16 protein-coding genes are annotated in these 19,280 nt (G+C 42.8%); all 16 read right to left on the reverse strand.

All coding sequences use genetic code 11. The features are described from left to right. Positions 1-113 precede the first annotated feature (113 nt). Complete coding sequence (hypD, locus tag BUA78_RS00605) at positions 114-2,486, reverse strand: trans-4-hydroxy-L-proline dehydratase (RefSeq protein ID WP_072910342.1); 2,373 nt, start codon at positions 2,484-2,486, stop codon at positions 114-116. 7 nt (positions 2,487-2,493) lie between these two features. Then, positions 2,494-3,396 (reverse strand): trans-4-hydroxy-L-proline dehydratase activase, encoded by a 903-nt coding sequence (locus BUA78_RS00610; RefSeq protein WP_072910343.1) that lies wholly within the window; start codon positions 3,394-3,396, stop codon positions 2,494-2,496. Between the two features lie 18 nt (positions 3,397-3,414). Beyond that, positions 3,415-3,975, reverse strand: a complete 561-nt coding sequence (locus BUA78_RS00615; RefSeq protein ID WP_072910344.1) for a helix-turn-helix domain-containing protein — start codon at positions 3,973-3,975, stop codon at positions 3,415-3,417. A gap of 438 nt (positions 3,976-4,413) precedes the next feature. Continuing rightward, the gene (locus BUA78_RS00620; protein ID WP_072910345.1) at positions 4,414-5,181 is read right to left on the reverse strand and encodes a GntR family transcriptional regulator; all 768 of its coding nucleotides are present in this window, start codon (positions 5,179-5,181) and stop codon (positions 4,414-4,416) included. A 166-nt stretch (positions 5,182-5,347) separates the two neighbouring features. Then, positions 5,348-5,542, reverse strand: a complete 195-nt coding sequence (locus BUA78_RS00625; protein WP_072910346.1) for a 4Fe-4S binding protein — start codon at positions 5,540-5,542, stop codon at positions 5,348-5,350. A 14-nt stretch (positions 5,543-5,556) separates the two neighbouring features. After that, a complete protein-coding gene (locus BUA78_RS00630; protein ID WP_072910347.1) occupies positions 5,557-7,203 on the reverse strand; it encodes an FAD-binding protein in 1,647 nt (548 codons plus the stop codon). 62 nt (positions 7,204-7,265) lie between these two features. Then, on the reverse strand, positions 7,266-9,167 hold the full coding sequence (locus BUA78_RS00635; protein ID WP_072910348.1) for a TRAP transporter permease: 1,902 nt from the start codon (positions 9,165-9,167) through the stop codon (positions 7,266-7,268). A 28-nt stretch (positions 9,168-9,195) separates the two neighbouring features. Then, complete coding sequence (locus BUA78_RS00640; protein ID WP_072910349.1) at positions 9,196-10,191, reverse strand: TAXI family TRAP transporter solute-binding subunit; 996 nt, start codon at positions 10,189-10,191, stop codon at positions 9,196-9,198. Between the two features lie 474 nt (positions 10,192-10,665). Then, positions 10,666-11,775, reverse strand: a complete 1,110-nt coding sequence (locus BUA78_RS00645; RefSeq protein WP_084082251.1) for a toxic anion resistance protein — start codon at positions 11,773-11,775, stop codon at positions 10,666-10,668. Beyond that, positions 11,772-14,147, reverse strand: coding sequence for a YceG family protein (locus BUA78_RS00650; RefSeq protein WP_072910475.1), 2,376 nt, complete (start codon positions 14,145-14,147; stop codon positions 11,772-11,774). The genes BUA78_RS00645 and BUA78_RS00650 overlap by 4 nt, the downstream gene beginning before the upstream one ends. A gap of 166 nt (positions 14,148-14,313) precedes the next feature. Further along, on the reverse strand, positions 14,314-15,735 hold the full coding sequence (locus BUA78_RS00655) for an aldehyde dehydrogenase family protein (RefSeq protein WP_072910350.1): 1,422 nt from the start codon (positions 15,733-15,735) through the stop codon (positions 14,314-14,316). 209 nt (positions 15,736-15,944) lie between these two features. After that, positions 15,945-16,508 (reverse strand): 2-oxoacid:acceptor oxidoreductase family protein, encoded by a 564-nt coding sequence (locus BUA78_RS00660; protein WP_072910351.1) that lies wholly within the window; start codon positions 16,506-16,508, stop codon positions 15,945-15,947. Positions 16,509-16,620: 112 nt separating this feature from the next. Beyond that, the gene (locus tag BUA78_RS00665; RefSeq protein ID WP_072910352.1) at positions 16,621-17,430 is read right to left on the reverse strand and encodes a 2-oxoacid:ferredoxin oxidoreductase subunit beta; all 810 of its coding nucleotides are present in this window, start codon (positions 17,428-17,430) and stop codon (positions 16,621-16,623) included. After that, the gene (locus BUA78_RS00670) at positions 17,414-18,565 is read right to left on the reverse strand and encodes a 2-oxoacid:acceptor oxidoreductase subunit alpha (RefSeq protein WP_072910353.1); all 1,152 of its coding nucleotides are present in this window, start codon (positions 18,563-18,565) and stop codon (positions 17,414-17,416) included. Before BUA78_RS00670 ends, BUA78_RS00665 begins: the two co-directional genes overlap by 17 nt. Then, entirely contained in the window at positions 18,562-18,807 is a 246-nt protein-coding gene (locus tag BUA78_RS00675) for a 4Fe-4S dicluster domain-containing protein (protein ID WP_338011583.1), read from the reverse strand. The genes BUA78_RS00670 and BUA78_RS00675 overlap by 4 nt, the downstream gene beginning before the upstream one ends. A 137-nt stretch (positions 18,808-18,944) precedes the next feature. Further along, on the reverse strand, positions 18,945-19,178 hold the full coding sequence (locus BUA78_RS00680) for a MoaD/ThiS family protein (protein WP_072910354.1): 234 nt from the start codon (positions 19,176-19,178) through the stop codon (positions 18,945-18,947). Between the last annotated feature and the right edge of the window lie 102 nt (positions 19,179-19,280).

Consider the following 19,280-nt stretch of genomic DNA (forward strand, 5'->3'; position numbering starts at 1 on the left):
TTGTTAGTTTTTCCATCTTTGGCAGTATTATGTGGAGTTTGATCTCCCAAATAATTCTCGATATAAACATAAAAGCTGCACTTTGTCCTTAGTGCAGCTTTTACTCTAATTTTTTAACAAAAGCTTTGTTCTGTTCTTTCGATAATTTCGTCTTGTAATTCTTTGCTTAGATTATGGAATAAATCACTGTAGCCGGCTACTCTGACGATCAAGCCTTTGTATTCTTCGGGCCGTTCCTGGGCAGCCAACAGAGTTTTACGATCAATCACATTAAACTGAATATGGTGTCCATCCATGTTAAAATAGGTCCTTACCAAGGAAACCATGTTTTCCAATCCGTCATTCCCTGCCACTACAGAAGGATTGAATTTTTGGTTCAAAAGAGTTCCGCCAGTACGCAAATGATCCATTTTAGCTGCGGATTTGATGACTGCAGTGGGTCCTTGGCGGTCTGAACCCTGTTCCGGAGAAATGCCCTCGGAGAGAGGTTTCCAGGCCAACCTGCCGTTGGGGGTAGCTCCGGTCACAGAACCAAAGTAGACATGGCAGGTGGTCGGCAGCATATCAATACGATAGCTCCCACCCTTCCTATTCTTTCTACCGTTTACTGCATCATAGAAGGTATTAAAGGCAGCCAACATGATGGCGTCGGCAAAGTCATCATCGTTCCCGTATTTAGGAGTTTTGTTCTGCACCAGATGGCGGATCTGTTCATAGCCGACGAAATTAGCCTCCAAGGCCTGCATAAGTTCCTGCAGGGTGAATTTTTTATGCTCAAATACATTATATTTGATGGCAGCCAGGCAATCGGTGAGGGTACCAATACCCACGCCCTGAATATAGGAGGTATTGTATCTGGCACCCCCAGCGTTATAATCCATTCCTTTTTTGATACAATCACTGACGGTAATGGATAAAAAGGGACAAGGCATTTGACTGGCATAAATTTTTTCAATAATATGATTACCCTTAATCTTGATATCTATAAAGTGATTTACTTGCTTTTCAAAGGCTGCAAATAGCTCCTGATAGCTTTGATAGTCAGTAGCATAGCCGGTGGTTAGCCCTAGCTGTTTACCGGAAACCTTATCGTAACCGTTATTTAAAGTGATTTCCAGTATTTTAGGAAGGTTAAAATAGCCGGTTAAAATATACGCTTCTTTACCAAAGGCACCGGTCTCCACACAACCACTGGCGCCGCCTTCTCTGGCGTCCGCAATGTCTTTACCAGCCCGTAAAAGTTCTTGGATAATAGCATCGGTGTTGTAAAAGGCCGGTTGACCCCAGCCCCTACGGGAAATCTCAGAAGCTCTTTTGATGAACTGATGAGGTGTCTTGCGGCTGATCTGGACATTGGAACTGGGCTGCAGCAGCTTCATTTCATCCATCACATCCAGTATTAAGTAGCTCACATCATTGACCCCATCGGAACCGTCCGACTTCACACCACCCGTGTTCAGATTGGCAAAATCAGTATAGGTACCGCTTTCCTTGAGGGTAATCCCCACCTTGGGAGGCGCCGGTTGGTTGTTGAACTTCACCCATAAACATTCCAGCAGTTCTTTAGCCTGCTCCTCTGTCAGAGTCCCTTCTGCTAGGTCTTTTTGATAAAATGGATAGAGATGTTGGTCCAATCTGCCGGGGCTGAAGGCATCCCAGTTATTTAGTTCGGTGGTAACTCCAATATGCACAAACCAATACATCTGGATGGCCTGGGCAAAGGTTTTAGGTTTGTGAGCCGGTACCACATCGCAATTGGCAGCGATACCCAGTAATTCTGCTTGACGCTTGGGATCTGCCTCCCTGGCTGCCATTTCCCGGGCATAGGCAGCATAACGCTCGCCAAAGGTAATGATGGCATCACAGCATATTTTCATAGCTTCTAGCTGTGTTTTTTTCTCATAGGCTTGCTCATCTTCTAATAAATCAAGGGTATCAATAGCCTGTTGAATTTCTTGCTTAAAGTCAAGGAACCCTTTCTGATACATTTTGCCGTCAGCCACGGTATGGCCGGGAGACCGCTGTTCCATAAATTCTGTAAAAATACCACTTTCATAGCAGGCTTTCCACTCCGGAGTCATATGACGAAGAATTGTTTCCCGCAAGGAACGCTTCTGCCAGTAAGGAATAATCTTATCCTCTTGTATTTGCTTTGCCTCTGCACTGACTTTAAAAGAAATTTTTTCCCTTTGATGCATAACCTCGAAATCCGCCAAGGTGTGACAGCATAGTTCCGGGAAGGTGGGAGCGGACTGGGGACCCTCTCCCTTTTCACCGACAATCAATTCCCCTTCGTTGATACAAAGGGTTTTATTTTCTAAAATATGTTTAAACGTTAACGCCCTTAATATCGGAATTTCTACTGTACCAGCATACTTTTCATAGGCTTCGGTAACCAGTACCGCCCGCTCAATGGAAATAGCAGGGTCCACGGTCAGACTTTGTTTTCTTAATTGGCGAATTCTTTCATTCATGCCCCGTTCCATATATACATCAACCTCCAATTTTTACTTTAAATTGATGGGCTTCCAAGAGCCCTTTTATTTCTTTCATTTTCTCTTCGCTAGGCGCTGCCATTTGGTGGCCCGCGTAGGGCCTAGCCAATCTGTAATACTTCGATTGATGAATATCATGATACGGTAATAAGTTAACTAACGAAATATTCATACCCTTCGTAAATTCAATCATCTGGTTTAGGTGGTCGTTGTCCGTATTAACTCCTTCTATCAGGGGGAGTCTCAGGTGAATAGTAGCCCCTTCTGTCGCCAACTTATGCAGATTTTCCAAAATCAAACGGTTATCAGCTCCGGTGTATTGTTCGTGTCGTACAGGGTCCATTAGCTTTAGGTCGTAAAGAAAAATGTCTACATCTGGGAGGATGCGTGCAAAACTGCTAAAGGGAACGTAACCGCAGGTATCTACAGCCACGGCAATACCTTTTTTCTGGCAATTTTTCACCAATTCTGCCACGAAATCAATTTGACAAAGAGCCTCACCACCGGAGAGAGTCACTCCGCCGCCGGATTGTTCATAAAAAGGTCTGTCTTTTTCTATTTCCACCATTAACTCTTGCAGGGTATACTCATGCCCCGCCATTTGCCGGGCGTCTTGGATACAAGTATCAAGGCATTTTTCGCAAGCACTACACTTGCTGTAATTCTGTTTTAAAATACCCTCACGAATACTGATCGCACCTTTATCACATATCTGCTGGCAACATCCGCACAGAGTACATTTCCCGGGGTCATATAAGAGCTCCTGCTGGAAATTTTGGCTTTCCGGGTTATGGCACCAAGCGCAACGCAGGGGACACCCCTTAAAAAAAATCGTGGTGCGAATTCCCGGGCCATCATGCACACAAAATTTTTGAATAGCAAAAATCATTGCTTTTTTCATCTGCCACCTCTACTACTTTTACTTATTTTCATTCAGCAGATTGGGTGTGCTGACCACCAGTAAACGGGTCAGCTTATTGGTATAGTTGGCCCAGTTATGGGTTAACTGAGAACTATAATGGGCCGAATCCCCTGGGAAAAGTTCATATTGTTGGTTATTAATAAATAGGGTTAACGTCCCCTCTAAAACATAGACAAATTCTTCCCCTTCGTGGGGATACTGAGTGATGTTTTCATCACTGTTAATGGGAAGCAATTCAATAATTCGTGGCATCATGGCCTTATCCTGTATGGCACTCCCAAGGTGGTATTGAATAAAGCGGTTCTCCACCCGAAAAACTTCTTTCTCATAATTTCTGACTATGTAACTGCGATTACGCTGAGGTCTAATGAAATAGGACAGGTCCACCCCCAGTGCCCCGGCAATGGTAGCTAACGAATCTGTGGCAACACTGGTTAATCCTCTCTCCAATTGTGATAAAAAACCCGTGGACAGATTTGTTAACTTACTTAAATCCTTTAAAGTCATCTTTCGATTGTTTCTCAGCTCTTTTATTTTTTTGCCAATGTCTTTATTCAAATATACAACAAACTCCTTTAAATACATCCTTGATCTATTAATATCACTATAGTACACCCATATTTAAAAATCCAGTGATATTTTTTATAATTATGAAAAATTTAACTGGATTTTTATTGATAATGAAAATAATTTTATATTTATGAAGATGTTTTCATTAAACAAGGGAGTACCGCAAAAAGTAGTTTTGCGATACTCCCTTTACTTCTTAAAAAAGTGCACGCAGACAGCCTGGCAATTCCAATGCTACGCTCCCGCGACTTTCCTGGTTCCTTAATTCATCCCTTTGTTCAACGTATTTAGAACACAACTAATTGTCTAATACAAAACCACTATCTATTGGTGCTATCAGAAAAAATTATTTAAAGCACTTCTTACTTTACTACTATCCTTTAAACTAATGGCTGCCCCCAAGTAATATTCAAGCAATTCTTTCTATTACCGCTCACTTAGTTGAAGCATAGAGGAGTCTCCAACTGCAATTTTAGTGTTTAGCTCATACAAGTCTCCACGAAAATTAAAGATGGTATATTCAACAGGTCTTTGGTTGATAGAGTAAGTTGTGCGTCTTAATTCTAATACGGGACCACCTTTGGAAATTTTTAAATGCTCTGCTATTTTGGGTTTAGCAATTACCGACCTGATAGTTACATGAGAATCTTTAAGTTTAACGCCAGCAGATTCTTGGATTAACCGAATTGAATTTTTTTCTGAAAACTCCTCTTTGCTCCAATGCTTTGCTATATCAAAGGGTATACATGCCTGGCAAATACCAATCACAGTTTTCTTTATATAAAACTGTCTAATATAATTTAAAATTACTTCTCCATCCGAAAGCTGCAAGATTTTTTTCTCTTCAGCATTCGGCAATACATTCTCATATTCTAGTATTTTTGCTTCAAGATTATCAAACTTACTTAATAGGGAGGGATAAAAATCTATAAAATCCACAATTGTTTGTGTTATCACTTCTTTTGTAACAAAAGTTCCTATTCCCTGTTTGCGAATAATTTTCCCCTTGGATATTAAATGGTCCATAGTTTGTCTAACCGTTATCCTACTAATACCGTAGGTTTTCATTAGTTGCTGTTCAGAAGGAATTTTTGAGCCTTGGGGATAAATACCATCATTTATGGCACCTTCAATAATCTCCGCTAATTGTATGTATAAAGGGCTTGGACTTAATTTGTCAAGTTTTTCTATCATAAAACACCTCTTGGTATAAATTATTCTCTATTATAAACCACTAGAGTTAAATTAAGCTAATATATAGACAAAAATTTAATAATTATTTACTATAAGTGGAACAATTTACCCAAACAGAATATGGAGAGGCATTTTTACCTCTCCATAATATTTCTTTATCAACCTGCTAGCGGATTAAAAAAGGAATTGTTACCTTGATGGCTTCGCATGGGCAATCAATTTGGCAACTACCGCAATACCAACATAGTTCATATTTAATAAAGGGTTTTCCTGCTTCATCCATTCTAATACAATCTAACGGGCAGATATCTTCACATGTTCCACAGCCAATACATTTTTCAGCATCAACCTTTATTGACATAACGCAACCTCCTTTTACAAGCTATCATCAACGGGTTTGAATTCTACATTTATTTCGGGATAACTATTACCAACACTTAGAACTACGTGCTTTAGCCAATTTTGATCATCCTGTTGGGGATAGTCAGCCCGAAAATGTCTGGGACCCCATCTAGATTCTTTCCTGGCAAGAGAGGCTACTGTGCACAGCTCGGCGCAATCGATAATAAAACTAATTTCGATAGCTCTGGATAACTCATTATAATCATTTACTCTGACTAAGCTCTTAAGATTTTCTCTAAATTCTTTCATGTGTTTCTGACATTTGTTTAATTTGTACTCATTTTTAGGAGAAGGAATGTAATCGTTAATGACCCTTCTCACCTTATATTCCATTTTTTCTACTGAAACTTCATTTTCTTTTGTGTTCAACAGTTCCTCAATATTCTTTTGCTCTGCTTCAACCTGACTCCAATCGATATCAAACTCATCGTTAAATAATTCTTGGGCTTCTTCAGCAGCGATTTCACCAAAGGTAAAGGCTCCAGTAAGGTGTCCCCTGGAAACGTTTGCTACATCCCCTGCAGCAAATAAACCTTTTAATGTAGATTTTGCCTTTTCATCAACCATAATACCGGTTAAACCATGGCCACCACATAGAAATAATTCCGATGCAACTAGTTCAATATTATCTTTTCGAAGGTCCAAACCTCTGCCCTCAAAATAATTTTTCATCATGGGTCTCTCTACACTAAACCAGAGATCTTCAATGGCTTTTATTTTTTCTTCTGGCAAGTCTTTAACATTTATAAAGAGTGGCCCCCGGCCATCCTGACACTTCTGAACCATTACATCCTGATTGATGGTTCCTCCCATATCAATTTCCTGGCCTAAAGCGTCATAAAGCTTGCCACCTCTGCCAATTGCTACATAACCCGCCGGCATATTGATGTCTTTCATTAGAGCATAACTCATACAGTATTCAAAACCGGTTATCTTTGCTCCGGCACGAAAAGCCAAGGCATAGCCATCTCCAGCATTGCCGGGATAATCATACGTACCGTGCAATGCACCTGTATTAGGAATACCAAACCTCGAGGCACCCCCATTAGAAAGGAGAACAGCCTTAGCTTTGCAAACAATTAATTCTCCTGTTCTAATGTTTAATCCGACAGCACCAGCTACTCTATCATCCTGGGTCAGAAGTCTGGTAGCCATTGTCCTGTTAAAGACGGTTACACCATGTTCTTCAACCTTTTGGGCAAGGATAACTTTTAGATTTTGTTCAGGCATGGTCAGACAAAAGCGTCCGTTAGGGTGAACTTGCAGCCTCTCGTAATCTCCATCTTCATCTTTGGGGAAATATACCCCCCAGCTTTCTAGGCGCTTTACCATGGCATAGCTTCTGTCCGCCAGGGCATAACTAGGCTTAGCATCCAAAATACCATGACATGCTTTTTTATTTGTTTCCACATATTCCTCTGGAGTATTTGCACCGGGAACAGCAACAATATTCATGGCATCCATACCCATCGCTATGGATCCGCTGCGCTTGATATTCCCCTTTTCAAAAATTACGACCTTTGCTTCGGGGTTCAGCTCTTTAGCACGTATAGCGGCCATAGTCCCGGCAGTTCCTCCGCCAATGACCAAAAAATCCGCTTCTACTGTTTGATAACTCATAATTAAATCCTCCTAAGCAATGTTTAATTAACTAGCTGATATGCTTTTAACAACCACATTAGCTACATTTGCGAACAACGAACGTTCTCTGACCTTACTGCCTTAATTTGTAATGCAAGTATCATTAATACTAAACCTACTCCTATAACATCAGTCATCAATTCAGGTATAATCATGCAAACTGAACCAGCAAACAGTATTACTCGTTGCCAAATGGTAAGTTCTTTAAGGATGTAGCCCTGTAGAGCAGCGGCAAATGCCATTACCCCGACAGTAGCCGTTAAAACAGCTTGTATCACTTCTAAAGGCTTTCCGTTTAATAAGAGTACAGGGTCATATACAAACAAATAGGGTAGTATAAAGGCAACTAATCCTAAACGCATTGCCTGAAGACCCGTCTTCATAAAATCTGCCTCCGCTATACCCGCACTTGCTTGTGCTGCCAAGGCTACTGGTGGTGTGATAGCTGATATAATGCCAAAGTAGAAAACAAACAGGTGTGCTGCAATGGGGTATACCCCCATTTTTATCAGCGCAGGTGCCACAAGAATTGCTAAAATAATATAGCAATCAGTTGTAGTCATACCCATGCCTAAAATTATTGCAACTGCCATGGTTATAAAAAGAAGAAGTAGTAAGTTCCCCTGGGATAGTGCAATTAGTAGTGTTGACAATTTCATACCAAGTCCTGATAAAGTGAAAGCACCCACAATTATTCCTGCTGCAGCGGTGGCCATTGCAATTTCAAGACCGCTCTTAGATCCATTTTCTAATGCCTTTAAGATCTTTGGTAAGGTTAACCGGGTTTCTTTAAAACACCAGGACACTATTATGGCACTAATAATAGCCGCTAATGCTGCCTTCGCTGGGGTAGTTTGAAAATAACCTAGATATACTAGTAACACTGCCACCGGAATTAACTGAAACCAACCTTTCTTTAAAACCTCACCAAGACGTGGCAGTTCTTTCACAGGCAATCCTTTTAGGTTAGTTTTCGCCGCTTCAAGATCTATCACTACAAATAACGACAGGTAATATAAAAAGGCTGGTAAAGCCGCTGCAATAACAATTTCGATATACGGCACCTGAAGCATTTCAGCCATAATGAAAGCTGCTGCTCCCATTACCGGTGGTGTCAATTGTGCTCCAGTGGAAGCTACGGCTTCAATGGCTCCGGCCATATATGCTCTGTATCCTGTTTTTTTCATGAGGGGTATAGTAAATATACCCACAGTGGCCACACTGGCCACTGCTGCCCCTGTCATAGTACCTAGAGCAGCACTTGAAACTACACACGCTTTAGCAGGACCCCCACGAAACCTTCCAAACAAAGCAAAGGCCAAATCTGATATGAATTTACTTCCACCAGTTTCAATCATCACTGCTCCAAATATAGTAAACAGTATGATGAAAGAAGCGGATACCCCTAACGGTATACCAAAAATACCTTCCGTCGTCATGTACAAGTGATAGATAATTCTACCAGGTGTAAAACCAGGATGACCTACTGCCGGGGGTAGTAAATAACCGAATAGAACATAGGCAATACATACAGAAGCTATTATTGACAATGCCCAGCCTAAAATTCGTCGGCTAGCTTCCAGGAGAAGTAAAATTGTGAGGATGCCACATATTACATCTAGTGTATTGGGGTTTCCTGCCCTATCACCCATAGTCTCGTAGGAAACACCTGCATAAATACCAACAAATACTGTCCCGAGAATCATAATGGCATTTATGAAAGTTCCTGCTCTCCCCCACCGCTTATAGGGGTGAATCAAGAGCACTAGTACCAATGCAAAGGTAAGGTGAATGCTCCTTTGCAAAAATGCCCCAAAGGTTCCGAATGAAGCAGCATATATATGAAAGCAAGAGAAAATTATAGCTATAACCGTGATCGCAAAGACTGCAACAGATTTTTTATTAGAATTACCTTTGGCATTACCCTCGACTGTTTTATCCATACCATCCAACCTTTCATTTCAGCAGCCTTTATTTAAGTGCGCCTATTTCCTTAAGATATTTTTCCGCACCAGGATGAAATGGTATTTTTATGTATTTTGCACCGTTTGTAGCAGCTTCCTTGTTCCACTCTTTTGCAGACGGGTGAACTTCAGCGATTGAATCTGTATTTTCAATGATTGTTTTGGTAATTAAATATACTGCTTCTGGATCAACAGATTGATTTACAATAATGATATTCGTTGAAGCTATCGCATTCACTGTTTCATTCTGGTCTTGGTAAGTTCCTTTAACCATCTCACCCGGAGCCCAGGTCGGGTTCTTTTTAAGGATTTTCTCTAATTCTGCTTGATCAATAGGAATCAATCGAATACCTGTTGTTGTAGCTAAATCTAATAACCCTGGAACAGGAGGACTTGCAAAGTGAAATCCTGCATCAATGCGTTTATCTTTCAATGCCTCAACAGCTTCAGATAAAGATATCCGTTCGGTCTTAACTTCATTTTGAATACCATAGGCTTCAAAAATTTCCTTAGCCATTATCTCTGTCAGAGTGCCAGGTGCCCCAATAGAGACCCTTTTTCCTTTCAAGTCATTGATTGTCTTGATTGATGAATCCGCCCGTACAAAAATATGCTGGTACATTAATGGCCCGCTGATAACAGCCCTTAAGTCGGGATAACTCTGCTTAAATTCACGCTGCCCAACGTGAGCGAAATAGGCACAATCCGCAGTAGTAAAACCCAACTGTGCATCACCTTGTCCCACAAAACGGTTATTCTCTGAGGTTCCACCAGTTTGTATGGAAATATCCAGCCAGGGGTTTTTCTCCTTAACTACTTTTGATATCCCCCCTGCTACACCATAGAAAGTACCCGCTGTTCCACCTGTGGCCCAGGTAAGATAGACTGGTTTTTTATCTGTTTGTCCTTGTGTATCCGATGGTCCTTTTGCCCCACAGCCCGACATCATCGCAACTACCAAAGTTATTAAAAGAATGGACATCAATCTAAAATGTTTTTTCATATGTTCCCCCCCTAGCAAATTTGAGAACTATTAGTAACCAATCAACCAATCAATAATTGCTCTATCCCCTCCTCACTTATAGATTGCCTCTACACTTCTAGTCCGCACAGTTGTTGCATGTGAATGTATGCACCTTCACTTATCATAATACGTTATAATACGTTATATGTCAATGTGTTTATTTCTTTTTCCAAAAAATAGTCTTATTTAAGACGAGATAAATAGAAAACACCTCTCGCAAGATCAGCTTGGGAGAGGTGTTTTTATAAAATGTTTTACAAAATTAGGGGACAGCAATTGCGGACAAAACGTTGCAAGCATCATTCGCACCTTCAATATGGTATTCCTTTGGAGCTTTTTCGGGTGCTATACACCGCAGCCGGACGCTCCGCTTCGCTTATGGAATAGCCAGTCTACCCGCTTACTTTTAGTTTCTCAACCACTGTTCTCTCTTTTTAGCCTATGGCTGATGGCTTAGTTAAGCATTTTCTTATTTTTAAATTCTTCCTTAAAGGCCGCTAGCTTAACGCTATTGGTAATTCTCTTCTGCCGTATAGTCTCTTGAATTTGCTTGGTCTCTTCGATTCCCTTAACAATGGTTTCCCAAGATTTTTGCAATGTTTCTACACTGACAAAACTGCCGGAGGCTAATTGGGCTGTCATTTTGGATTGGAGTGCTGTGTTTTGGGCGTTTCTTAACAACAACTCATTGGTCTTTTCATCCAATGCCTGCATGGCTTTGGCTTGTACAGCCTGCCGTTTGAGCATAATGGACTGAATTAAGCACTGCTTAAATATCGGCAAGGTAATAATGAAGGCGGAATTAATCTTGCGTATTAAGTTGTAGTTGCCATTTTGAATGGATTTAATGCTAGGCATGGTTTGAATGGCAATGTTCTCGGCCAGCTTCAGGTCATGCACACGTTGTTCCATCATTTCCAACATTCTGGCCACATTGTTTGCCTGCACCTGATCCAGTTGGTTACCGCTGGCTGCTGCCTTCTGCTGCATTTCCGGCAGAATGTTCTCGCGCACCTCTTTAATGGCCAACTCTCCAGCATAAATATACTGCTCTAACTGCTCGTAGTACTCCAGATTTTTAACAAACATTCCCTCCAGATTGTTGTTGGCCTTGTTGATTTCCACCTCATACTGCTTTAAGGTAACATAAATCTTATCCACTTCGTCACCCATGGTGTGGTACTTCTTAAACAATGCTTCAATGGAATCCTTAGCCTTGTTAAACAGCCTGCTTAGCAAGCCTTGCTTCTTCTCTTCAAAATCCTTAATATCAAACTTGTCCATAATGGCATTAAGCTGTACCAGCATATTGCCAGAGTCCTCCACCTTGACCGTTTCCATACTGTGTAAAATTTGGTCGGAAAACCGGGCTATTTCCTCCGTTATGTTAGCACCATAGGTCATAATGGTATTGGCGTCAGCCAAATCAATTTGTGCCAAAATGTTATCAATCGCGGGGGAATTTTGGACATTTACAGCCACTTCTTGTTTTTGTTTTTCTAAATCAAAGGGAACTACCTCAACCACTTGTTCCGTTTGCCTGTCAGCTCTGTTAATTTTCAACAAAACTTCCTCCTTATCTTTGCTGATAGTTGGTTAAACAAATTACCGATTCTACCTGGTTCAGTTGGCATGGCAGTTAAATCAGGTATGACCAAATCTAAGTGCAATGCCGGCAGTTGGTGTTCATCTAACAGTTCTGCTTGCAATTTTAATTCAATGTTTTTGTAGTTCGTAGGGGTGAAGATCGCAATATCCAGCCCCACAATATTTAAAAAAGCAATCATGATAGCGTCTTCCGTACTAAAGACCTCTTTCGTGCTGTCATAAATAACCAATTTAGGCACCGTTTTGGGGTAATCAAAGGTTTCCATCAGCCGTAGGATCTTTTCATCCATCGTCAGCACGGTCATTAGAATTTTTAACGGCAGTTCTTTGTCTGTGGCACCAATGAACGGATTGATTTTAATCAGTTCCTGTATTTTGTTGATGATAAAATCCTGTAACGAATTTCTTAAATAGGCAAGCTGATAAAAATTACTTTGCATCAGTTTTTCCTTATTTAACAGGCCGTCGCTGTTGAATAAAAAGGCAGATGCATATAAATCCCGCTTACTATAGTTTATCTTGGTAAAGGGCACCTGGGTGATCACATGCGTGTTGGGGGCACCGGTGAGTAGTTTATAATCTTGCCAATACAGGGATATGTCCTCATGGGTGCCGCTAACCTTGGCAAAGAGGTTCGGTACATACACGGTACCGTTAACCACTTTAAATTCCGGCCGAATGCGAGCCTCTTCCGACCATAAAATTTTTAGTTCATCATAGGTGGTACGTAAGGTTACCGGCTGGGTTTGGTACTCTTCAAACTGCCAAGGTTTAAATAAGCCTGTATCTTCGCTGTAAATCATCTGCTGAATTTCCTGGGCAGCATTGTAAGCCACAGTGGCCTTGCGCACTGCCCGCTCCACTAGCGGGAAGGGCTCCAATATTGCACTGTTTGGCTGTTCAATTAGCTTGGTATGTTGCTCTGCGGGATCAATTTCTTTAAAGATGTCATCCTTTTGGTGTTCGGTATTGACATATAACACGTCACAGCCGATTTTGGAGAAGTAAATTAATAAATAAACCTCATGTTGTTTAATGTTGCCATAATATAACACCTTGGGACTGTCCTGAAAAGTAGAGCTTGTATATAAAGCCTTGAAGTACATATTGATCCAGCCAATTAATTTTAAAGCAAAGTTCTCTAACTTAGCCGGATGATTGTTAGACCCTTGGTTAATGAACAAGGCCATGGTTTCCTGAAAAGCCATCTTAATCGTGTTATTCAACAACTTGTTGTTAGTGGTTGGCAAAATATTTGCCTGTACCATTCGGTTAATCAACAAATCTTGCCCATTGGTCTGCTGAAGTTTGACTTTATAGCGGTCAATGTCAGTATTGTTCGGCATTGGCACCTGATCTATCAAATGAACAAATCCGCAGGCCCGATTGGTTAAGGTTTTCGCCAGGTGATAAAGGGTATTGTAATATTCGTCTATTGCCACACTGCTGGTATCCTGCAAGCCAATGTGCCGGTAAAAATAAATGGGCAGAATGGGTGGGTTACCCAGGTAGCCGCTTCTTTTATGCAATGGCAGCAAAATATCCTGCCAAATATTGGTGCAGTTTTTCAGTTTTATCACCGCACTATGGCCGGAGATGACGGGCTTTGGGGCCAATTCCGGTGCTGCTGCTTTAATGGGGCATTCAACCAATTTGGTTTTAATACGGCCTTCTACCCGTTGGGAAAACCGGTCGCTGCAGTCTACCCTTTGATAGGTGGCATCACTGTGGGGGTTAATATATAATACATCACAGCCCATTTGCGACAACAAAATTAAAAAGTAAACAGAGTGTTTTTTTATGTCCCCATAATACAACACTTTGGGATTCCAGTTGGCATTATTTTGCTCTAAAGACGGGATATAACGATACGTCCATAGCATAATTTTAGAGACAAAGTTTTTAACCATGCCTTGGTTGGCCTCAGGTTCGTTTTTTATATATAATTCCAAAATGGTTTGCAAATTGTTTTTTATTTGGTTGTTGGTGGCAGGGAATAGTTTAGCTTGGTCTAGACAGTCACAAATAACCCTTGGCTGAATGCTTTTGAGATCGGCCAGGGCTTGGGCTATTTTATCAGTCAGAATTTTGTTAAAAGGGATTGGGATGTTGCTACTAAAATAAAGATAAAGATCACCCAGCTTAGTCAACTGCTGATGCAGCAGTGCAACCTTTTTCAAAAATTCTGCTTGATCGTCAAAACCGATTAAGCGGTAAAAATAAGCACCTTGTTCCCCATGGGCCCGTTCTTGCAGAGGCAAAAGTATCTTACAAAAAATATCGTTAGCCTGTACCAAAGTAGGTTTGTTAGATCTACTAATTTTCATCAAGAAACGACCCTTTCCTCCACGTTATACCTTAATTATAAAGGCTATTGCTAATTTTGAGAACCTTATGGGGCTAAAAAGTCCTTGGCAGCAATTTATGATCACCCAAAAAAGAAACCTGTGGTAGAAAACCACAGGCATAACCACCCACCGGTGATATGATAGCTTACATTTTTAAAACCACAAGTTTCTCCTTGGTCATTTCTTCGATGACATAGCGGGGACCTTCTTTGCCGATACCGCTTTGCTTCCAGCCTCCATAGGGCATGAGATCCGCCCGAAAGGTAGAAACATCATTAATGATTACTCCGCCGGCTTCCAACTCCTCGGCACAACGGGTAGCGAGAGGCAGGGAATTTGTAAAGACGGCTGACTGCAGACCGTAGCGTGAATCATTGGCTAAGGCAATGGCCTCATCAATGGTATCGTAGGGCACAATGGTAAAGACCGGAGCAAAGACTTCCTGACAACTGCATTTCATTTGGGGTTTAACTTGGGTCAAGATGGTCGGTTCTAAAAATGGACCCCGGCGGCGCCCTCCTGCCAATAGTTTAGCCCCGGCGGCAACGGCCTCCTGAACCCATGTCTCAGCCCGGATGGCCTCCTGTTCGCTAATCATGGGGCCAATATCAGTAGCTGGATCTAAAGGATTACCAATTTTCAAGGTTTGGGCCAGGGCAGCCGCTTGCTTGCAGAATTCATCGTAAATAGGAGCATGAACATAAACCCGTTGTACCGAAATACACAGCTGACCAGCATTGGCAAAGGCGGCTCGTGTGCAGGCCAGAGCGGCTGCTTCTAAATCGGCATCGCTATGAACCAGGGTAGGTGAGTTGCCTCCCAGTTCTAAAGAAATAGGTCTAAAGCCCACCGTATTTTTTAGCTTCATACCCACCTCTGCGCTGCCGGTAAAGCTATAAAAATCAATTCGTTCATCCTTGGCCAATGCCTCACCCACCACCGAACCAGCACCCATGACCATGTTTAGGTAACCGCTAGGCAGTCCGGCGTCCTGCATAATTTCACAGATTTTTGCTCCGATAATGGGGGTTGCACTGGCTGGTTTGTACACAACAGCATTGCCGGCCGCAATGGCCGGACCAATTTTATGGCAGGTTAGATTGGCTGGCACATTAAAGGGTGTAATGGCACAAACAACCCCCCGAGGGAATCGCTTGGTCCAAGCCTGTCGATTTTCATTGCCGGGGGAACCATCAATAGGTACGATTTCTCCATGGATACGCTTACTTTCCTCCGCCGAAAGCAGCATGGTTTGCACCGCCCGGGCTACTTCTACCTTTGCTTCTTTCAGTGTTTTACCCACTTCCCAGCTGAGGGTGAAAGCTAGGTCATCCTGTCTTGCCGCTATTAATTCGCTGGCTCTCTTTAATATCTCATAACGAAGATAGGGAGCTAACTTTTTACTCTGAAAAGCGTTCCGAGCAGCAGCAATAGCTGCATCCACTTCCTGTGCCCCGGCAACATAATATTCTGCCAGTGTTTCTCCCGTGGCCTTGTTTAAAACCTGTTCCTTTTGATTGGTAGTTACCCACTCACCGTTAATAAATAATCGTACTTCAGCAACCATTTTGTATAACTTCTCCTTTTAAGATAAATAGTAGTTTCTTTGGCCTCTGGGGAAATTGTATCACCTTTCCTGGGTTTGAAACAATATGCCTGTCCTGCGCTTCATGATCTCACAGTAATAACAGCAAGCGCACAGGAATTCGTCCTGTGCGCTTGCTGTTTCCGTATTCAGTTGGCGTTCTTAAATTGTCCCTATGATACTTTTCTAGATTAATTTTCTCCAACCACAGCACTAAGGGCTTGCTCGGCCAAGCCGAAGCCTAATTCCAGTGCTTTGCGGTTCATATCTTCTGTACCCTTAGGCACCCGGCGCAGCAGAGCCGTTGTCACCGATTCTTTACTAACCATATTAGATAGCGCCGACAAAGCTCCCAGGGCCACTACATTGGCCACCAGTTCCCGGCCCACCTGTTTACGGGCTGTTTCGGTGATAGGTAACGAGTACACTCTGGCTTTACTCGGTGGCACATGGTTTACCAAGCCGGAGTCCACGATGGCCAGCCCGTTTTCTTTGCAGCCAGTCATGTATTTTAGCACAGACTCCTGGTTTAAACCCAAAAATACATCCGGTCGTTCTACCTTGGGATAATCAATTTCCTCCGGGCTGATGATCACTTCTGCTTTACTGGCGCCACCCCGGGCAGCGGGCCCGTAGGACTGCGTTTGTACCACATTTTGCCCATCAATAATGGCTGCTTCTGCCAAAATAATTCCAGCGAGAATAAGTCCTTGACCGCCGGAACCACTTAGTCTTACTTCCCATGTTCCTGGCATAATCCTTACCTCCCCCGCGCAATTTTTCTCGGCATATCAAGAAGTATAAAACCTTCCAATATGCAGAGGGTGTTAACGCTAAAGGCTCTCGTACCCGTGTTAGGGTATGGCGTTAACCAAGTTTTTCTAATAGTTTCTGGTACTCTGTCGTATACTCTGGTGCCTCGGTTTTATGCAACACACCAATAATGAATTTATCCGCCCGTTCTTCGGGGTTTAAATTTTCATATCGCATAGCCGAAATACCATGATCTCGCTGCCATTTTAACATATCTGCCGGAGTTCCCATTTTATTCTGCCGACCAAAGGACGTTGGGCAGTGTGTGATCACTTCTATAAGCGAAAAGCCTTTGTTTTTATGGCCTTCAATAATGAGGTCTGTTAATTGTTTGGTATGGTAGGTAGTAGTTCTAGCCACAAAGGTAGCTCCTGCAGCAATCGCTAATTCAGTTAAGTTAAAAGGACGTTCCAGGTTGCCGTAGGGAGAAGTGGTAGCTCGGCAGGAGTTGGGGGTCATCGGTGAATACTGACCACCGGTCATCCCATAAATGTTATTATTAAATACTATGGTGGTAAGGTTAATATTGCGACGGGCAGCATGAATAAAATGGTTGCCGCCAATGGCCGTACAATCTCCGTCACCGGTGAGAACAAAAACATTTAGCTCCGGTTTGGCAAATTTAACCCCCGTGGCAAAGGCCAGCGCCCGACCGTGGGTAGTATGCAACGTATCAAAATCCAGATAACCTGAAGCCCTCGCGGCACAGCCAATACCGGAAACCATTGTCGTACGATCCTGATCCAGACATAATTTATCGATAGCCTTTACCAGACTGTGTAGTATAATGCCGTTACCACAGCCGGGGCACCACATATGGGGTAACTTTTCCAGCCGAAAATATTGTTCAATTTCCGGGAGCATGTTCATACACCTCCCTGATTTTAGTTAAAATAACATCCGGTTGGGTTAATTCTCCGTTACTTTGTAGGCAGCTATGTACCTCTGAGCGCCCTGCAGCGACCCGCTGAACCTCCAAAAGCAGTTGACCATAATTCATTTCTGCTACCAACAGTTTCTTACCGCTGGCGGCCAATTCTCCGATGGCTGCCTCTGGGAAAGGCCAAATGGTCTGGGGACGGAAAATACCAACTTTACGGCCTTCCTGACGGGCTAGCTTAACCGCCCTACTAACAGCCCGGGCAGTTCCTCCGTAGGCAATAACCACTAAATCTGCATCCTCTGTCTCTTCACTGGTATAGGTGATAATTTCATCCAAGTGCTGATTGATTTTCTCATGTAAACGCTTTAATTGCCAATCGATAATTTCCGGTTTCTCAGTGGCAAAACCACTCTCATCGTGGAATAGCCCCGTAACATGATAACGATAACCCTCACCAAAACAGGCCATAGGTGGTGTCTTGTCGCCATCAGCTTTGTAGGGATAATAATTCTCCCGGCTGCATGTGGGCTTAACCCGGTTTACCACGGGAAATTCACCGGGCTGCGGTAAAGTTACCTTCTCCCGCATATGACCAACCACTTCATCCATTAAGAGAATGACGGGAACTCTAAATTGTTCTGCTAAATTGAAGGCCCTTACGGTTAGCTCGAAGGCTTCCCGGACCGAAGAGGGAGTGAGGGCAATAATGGGATGATCTCCATGGGTACCCCAGCGAGCCTGCATAACATCTCCCTGAGCCGGGGCGGTAGCCACACCGGTACTGGGGCCAAGACGCTGCACATTAGCAATGACGCAAGGTATTTCCGCCATACAGGCGTAGCCAATGTTCTCTTGCTTTAAAGAAAAACCTGGGCCACTGGTAGCGGTCATTACTTTGGCACCGGTGAGTGACCCACCAATGATCGCCGCCATACTGGCAATTTCATCTTCCATTTGGAGAAACTTACCCCCCACCTGAGGTAATCTTCTAGCCAAAATTTCAGCGATTTCGGTGGAAGGTGTAATGGGATAACCAGCATAAAAACGCATTCCGGCGTAAATGGCTCCCTCGGCACAGGCTTCATTTCCCTGTATCAGACGTGGTTCTGTACTCATGCTTCTTCCACCTCCAAAGTGATGGCATAATCCGGGCAGAAGTTTTCGCAAATTCCACAACTCACGCACTTTTCCGGTTGAGCCACCTCTACCCTGTTGCCTTCTCCGAAGGCTAACACGGTCTTATTACAGAAGGCGATACAGATACCGCACTTTTTACACCAGGCCTGATTAACGACAACCTTTGTCTGTGGCAGTTTTGGAACCGATGAGAGTTCTGTCACACTTTCACTCCCCGTCAAGGGGTTACCCCCTAAAATTTGTCAAAAAAGACGAATTTATTCTAACTATTTAGATAATTAAGAATAGATTAACTCCTACTTTATGTTACGTCAAGGGGTAAAGATGCCTTCAACTTTTTGACTTAAAGCAAAGGTCCTTACCCCCCGGCCAATGGAGAAATCAACACTATCTCTTCCCCGTCCTGAGGAGTGTAGGATAAGTCTCGACGCTGTCCATTGACCACTACGGTCATGACCAGCTCCGAGTTTACTTTTATTTGCCGCAATATTTCTTGAACTGTAGAAGGTGCCGTCAAAAACACCGGGAGTATTCCTTTGCCAGCGGGGAAGTATTCGGTGAGCAAACCTGTGACTCGTATGGTAATTTGCAAAGTAATTCCCTCCCTCTTGCAACAGTCTGTAGGGGCCGATGTGGGCATCGACCCCTACAAAATCTGCGCATTTTGTAGGTTCATGCGTTGATCACTTTCTGA

Source organism: Desulforamulus aeronauticus DSM 10349 (assembly GCF_900142375.1).
GTDB lineage: Bacteria > Bacillota > Desulfotomaculia > Desulfotomaculales > Desulfotomaculaceae > Desulfotomaculum > Desulfotomaculum aeronauticum.

Coding starts and splice junctions, on each gene's coding strand:
- BUA78_RS00625 (WP_072910346.1), bottom strand. CDS start 5,542: ATGTCAATAAAGGTTGATGCTGAAAAATGTATTGGCTGTGGAACATGT.
- hypD (WP_072910342.1), bottom strand. CDS start 2,486: ATGGAACGGGGCATGAATGAAAGAATTCGCCAATTAAGAAAACAAAGT.
- BUA78_RS00610 (WP_072910343.1), bottom strand. CDS start 3,396: ATGAAAAAAGCAATGATTTTTGCTATTCAAAAATTTTGTGTGCATGAT.
- BUA78_RS00630 (WP_072910347.1), bottom strand. CDS start 7,203: ATGAGTTATCAAACAGTAGAAGCGGATTTTTTGGTCATTGGCGGAGGA.
- BUA78_RS00620 (WP_072910345.1), bottom strand. CDS start 5,181: ATGATAGAAAAACTTGACAAATTAAGTCCAAGCCCTTTATACATACAA.
- BUA78_RS00635 (WP_072910348.1), bottom strand. CDS start 9,167: ATGGATAAAACAGTCGAGGGTAATGCCAAAGGTAATTCTAATAAAAAA.
- BUA78_RS00665 (WP_072910352.1), bottom strand. CDS start 17,430: ATGCTCCCGGAAATTGAACAATATTTTCGGCTGGAAAAGTTACCCCAT.
- BUA78_RS00660 (WP_072910351.1), bottom strand. CDS start 16,508: ATGCCAGGAACATGGGAAGTAAGACTAAGTGGTTCCGGCGGTCAAGGA.
- BUA78_RS00655 (WP_072910350.1), bottom strand. CDS start 15,735: ATGGTTGCTGAAGTACGATTATTTATTAACGGTGAGTGGGTAACTACC.
- BUA78_RS00670 (WP_072910353.1), bottom strand. CDS start 18,565: ATGAGTACAGAACCACGTCTGATACAGGGAAATGAAGCCTGTGCCGAG.
- BUA78_RS00650 (WP_072910475.1), bottom strand. CDS start 14,147: ATGAAAATTAGTAGATCTAACAAACCTACTTTGGTACAGGCTAACGAT.
- BUA78_RS00640 (WP_072910349.1), bottom strand. CDS start 10,191: ATGAAAAAACATTTTAGATTGATGTCCATTCTTTTAATAACTTTGGTA.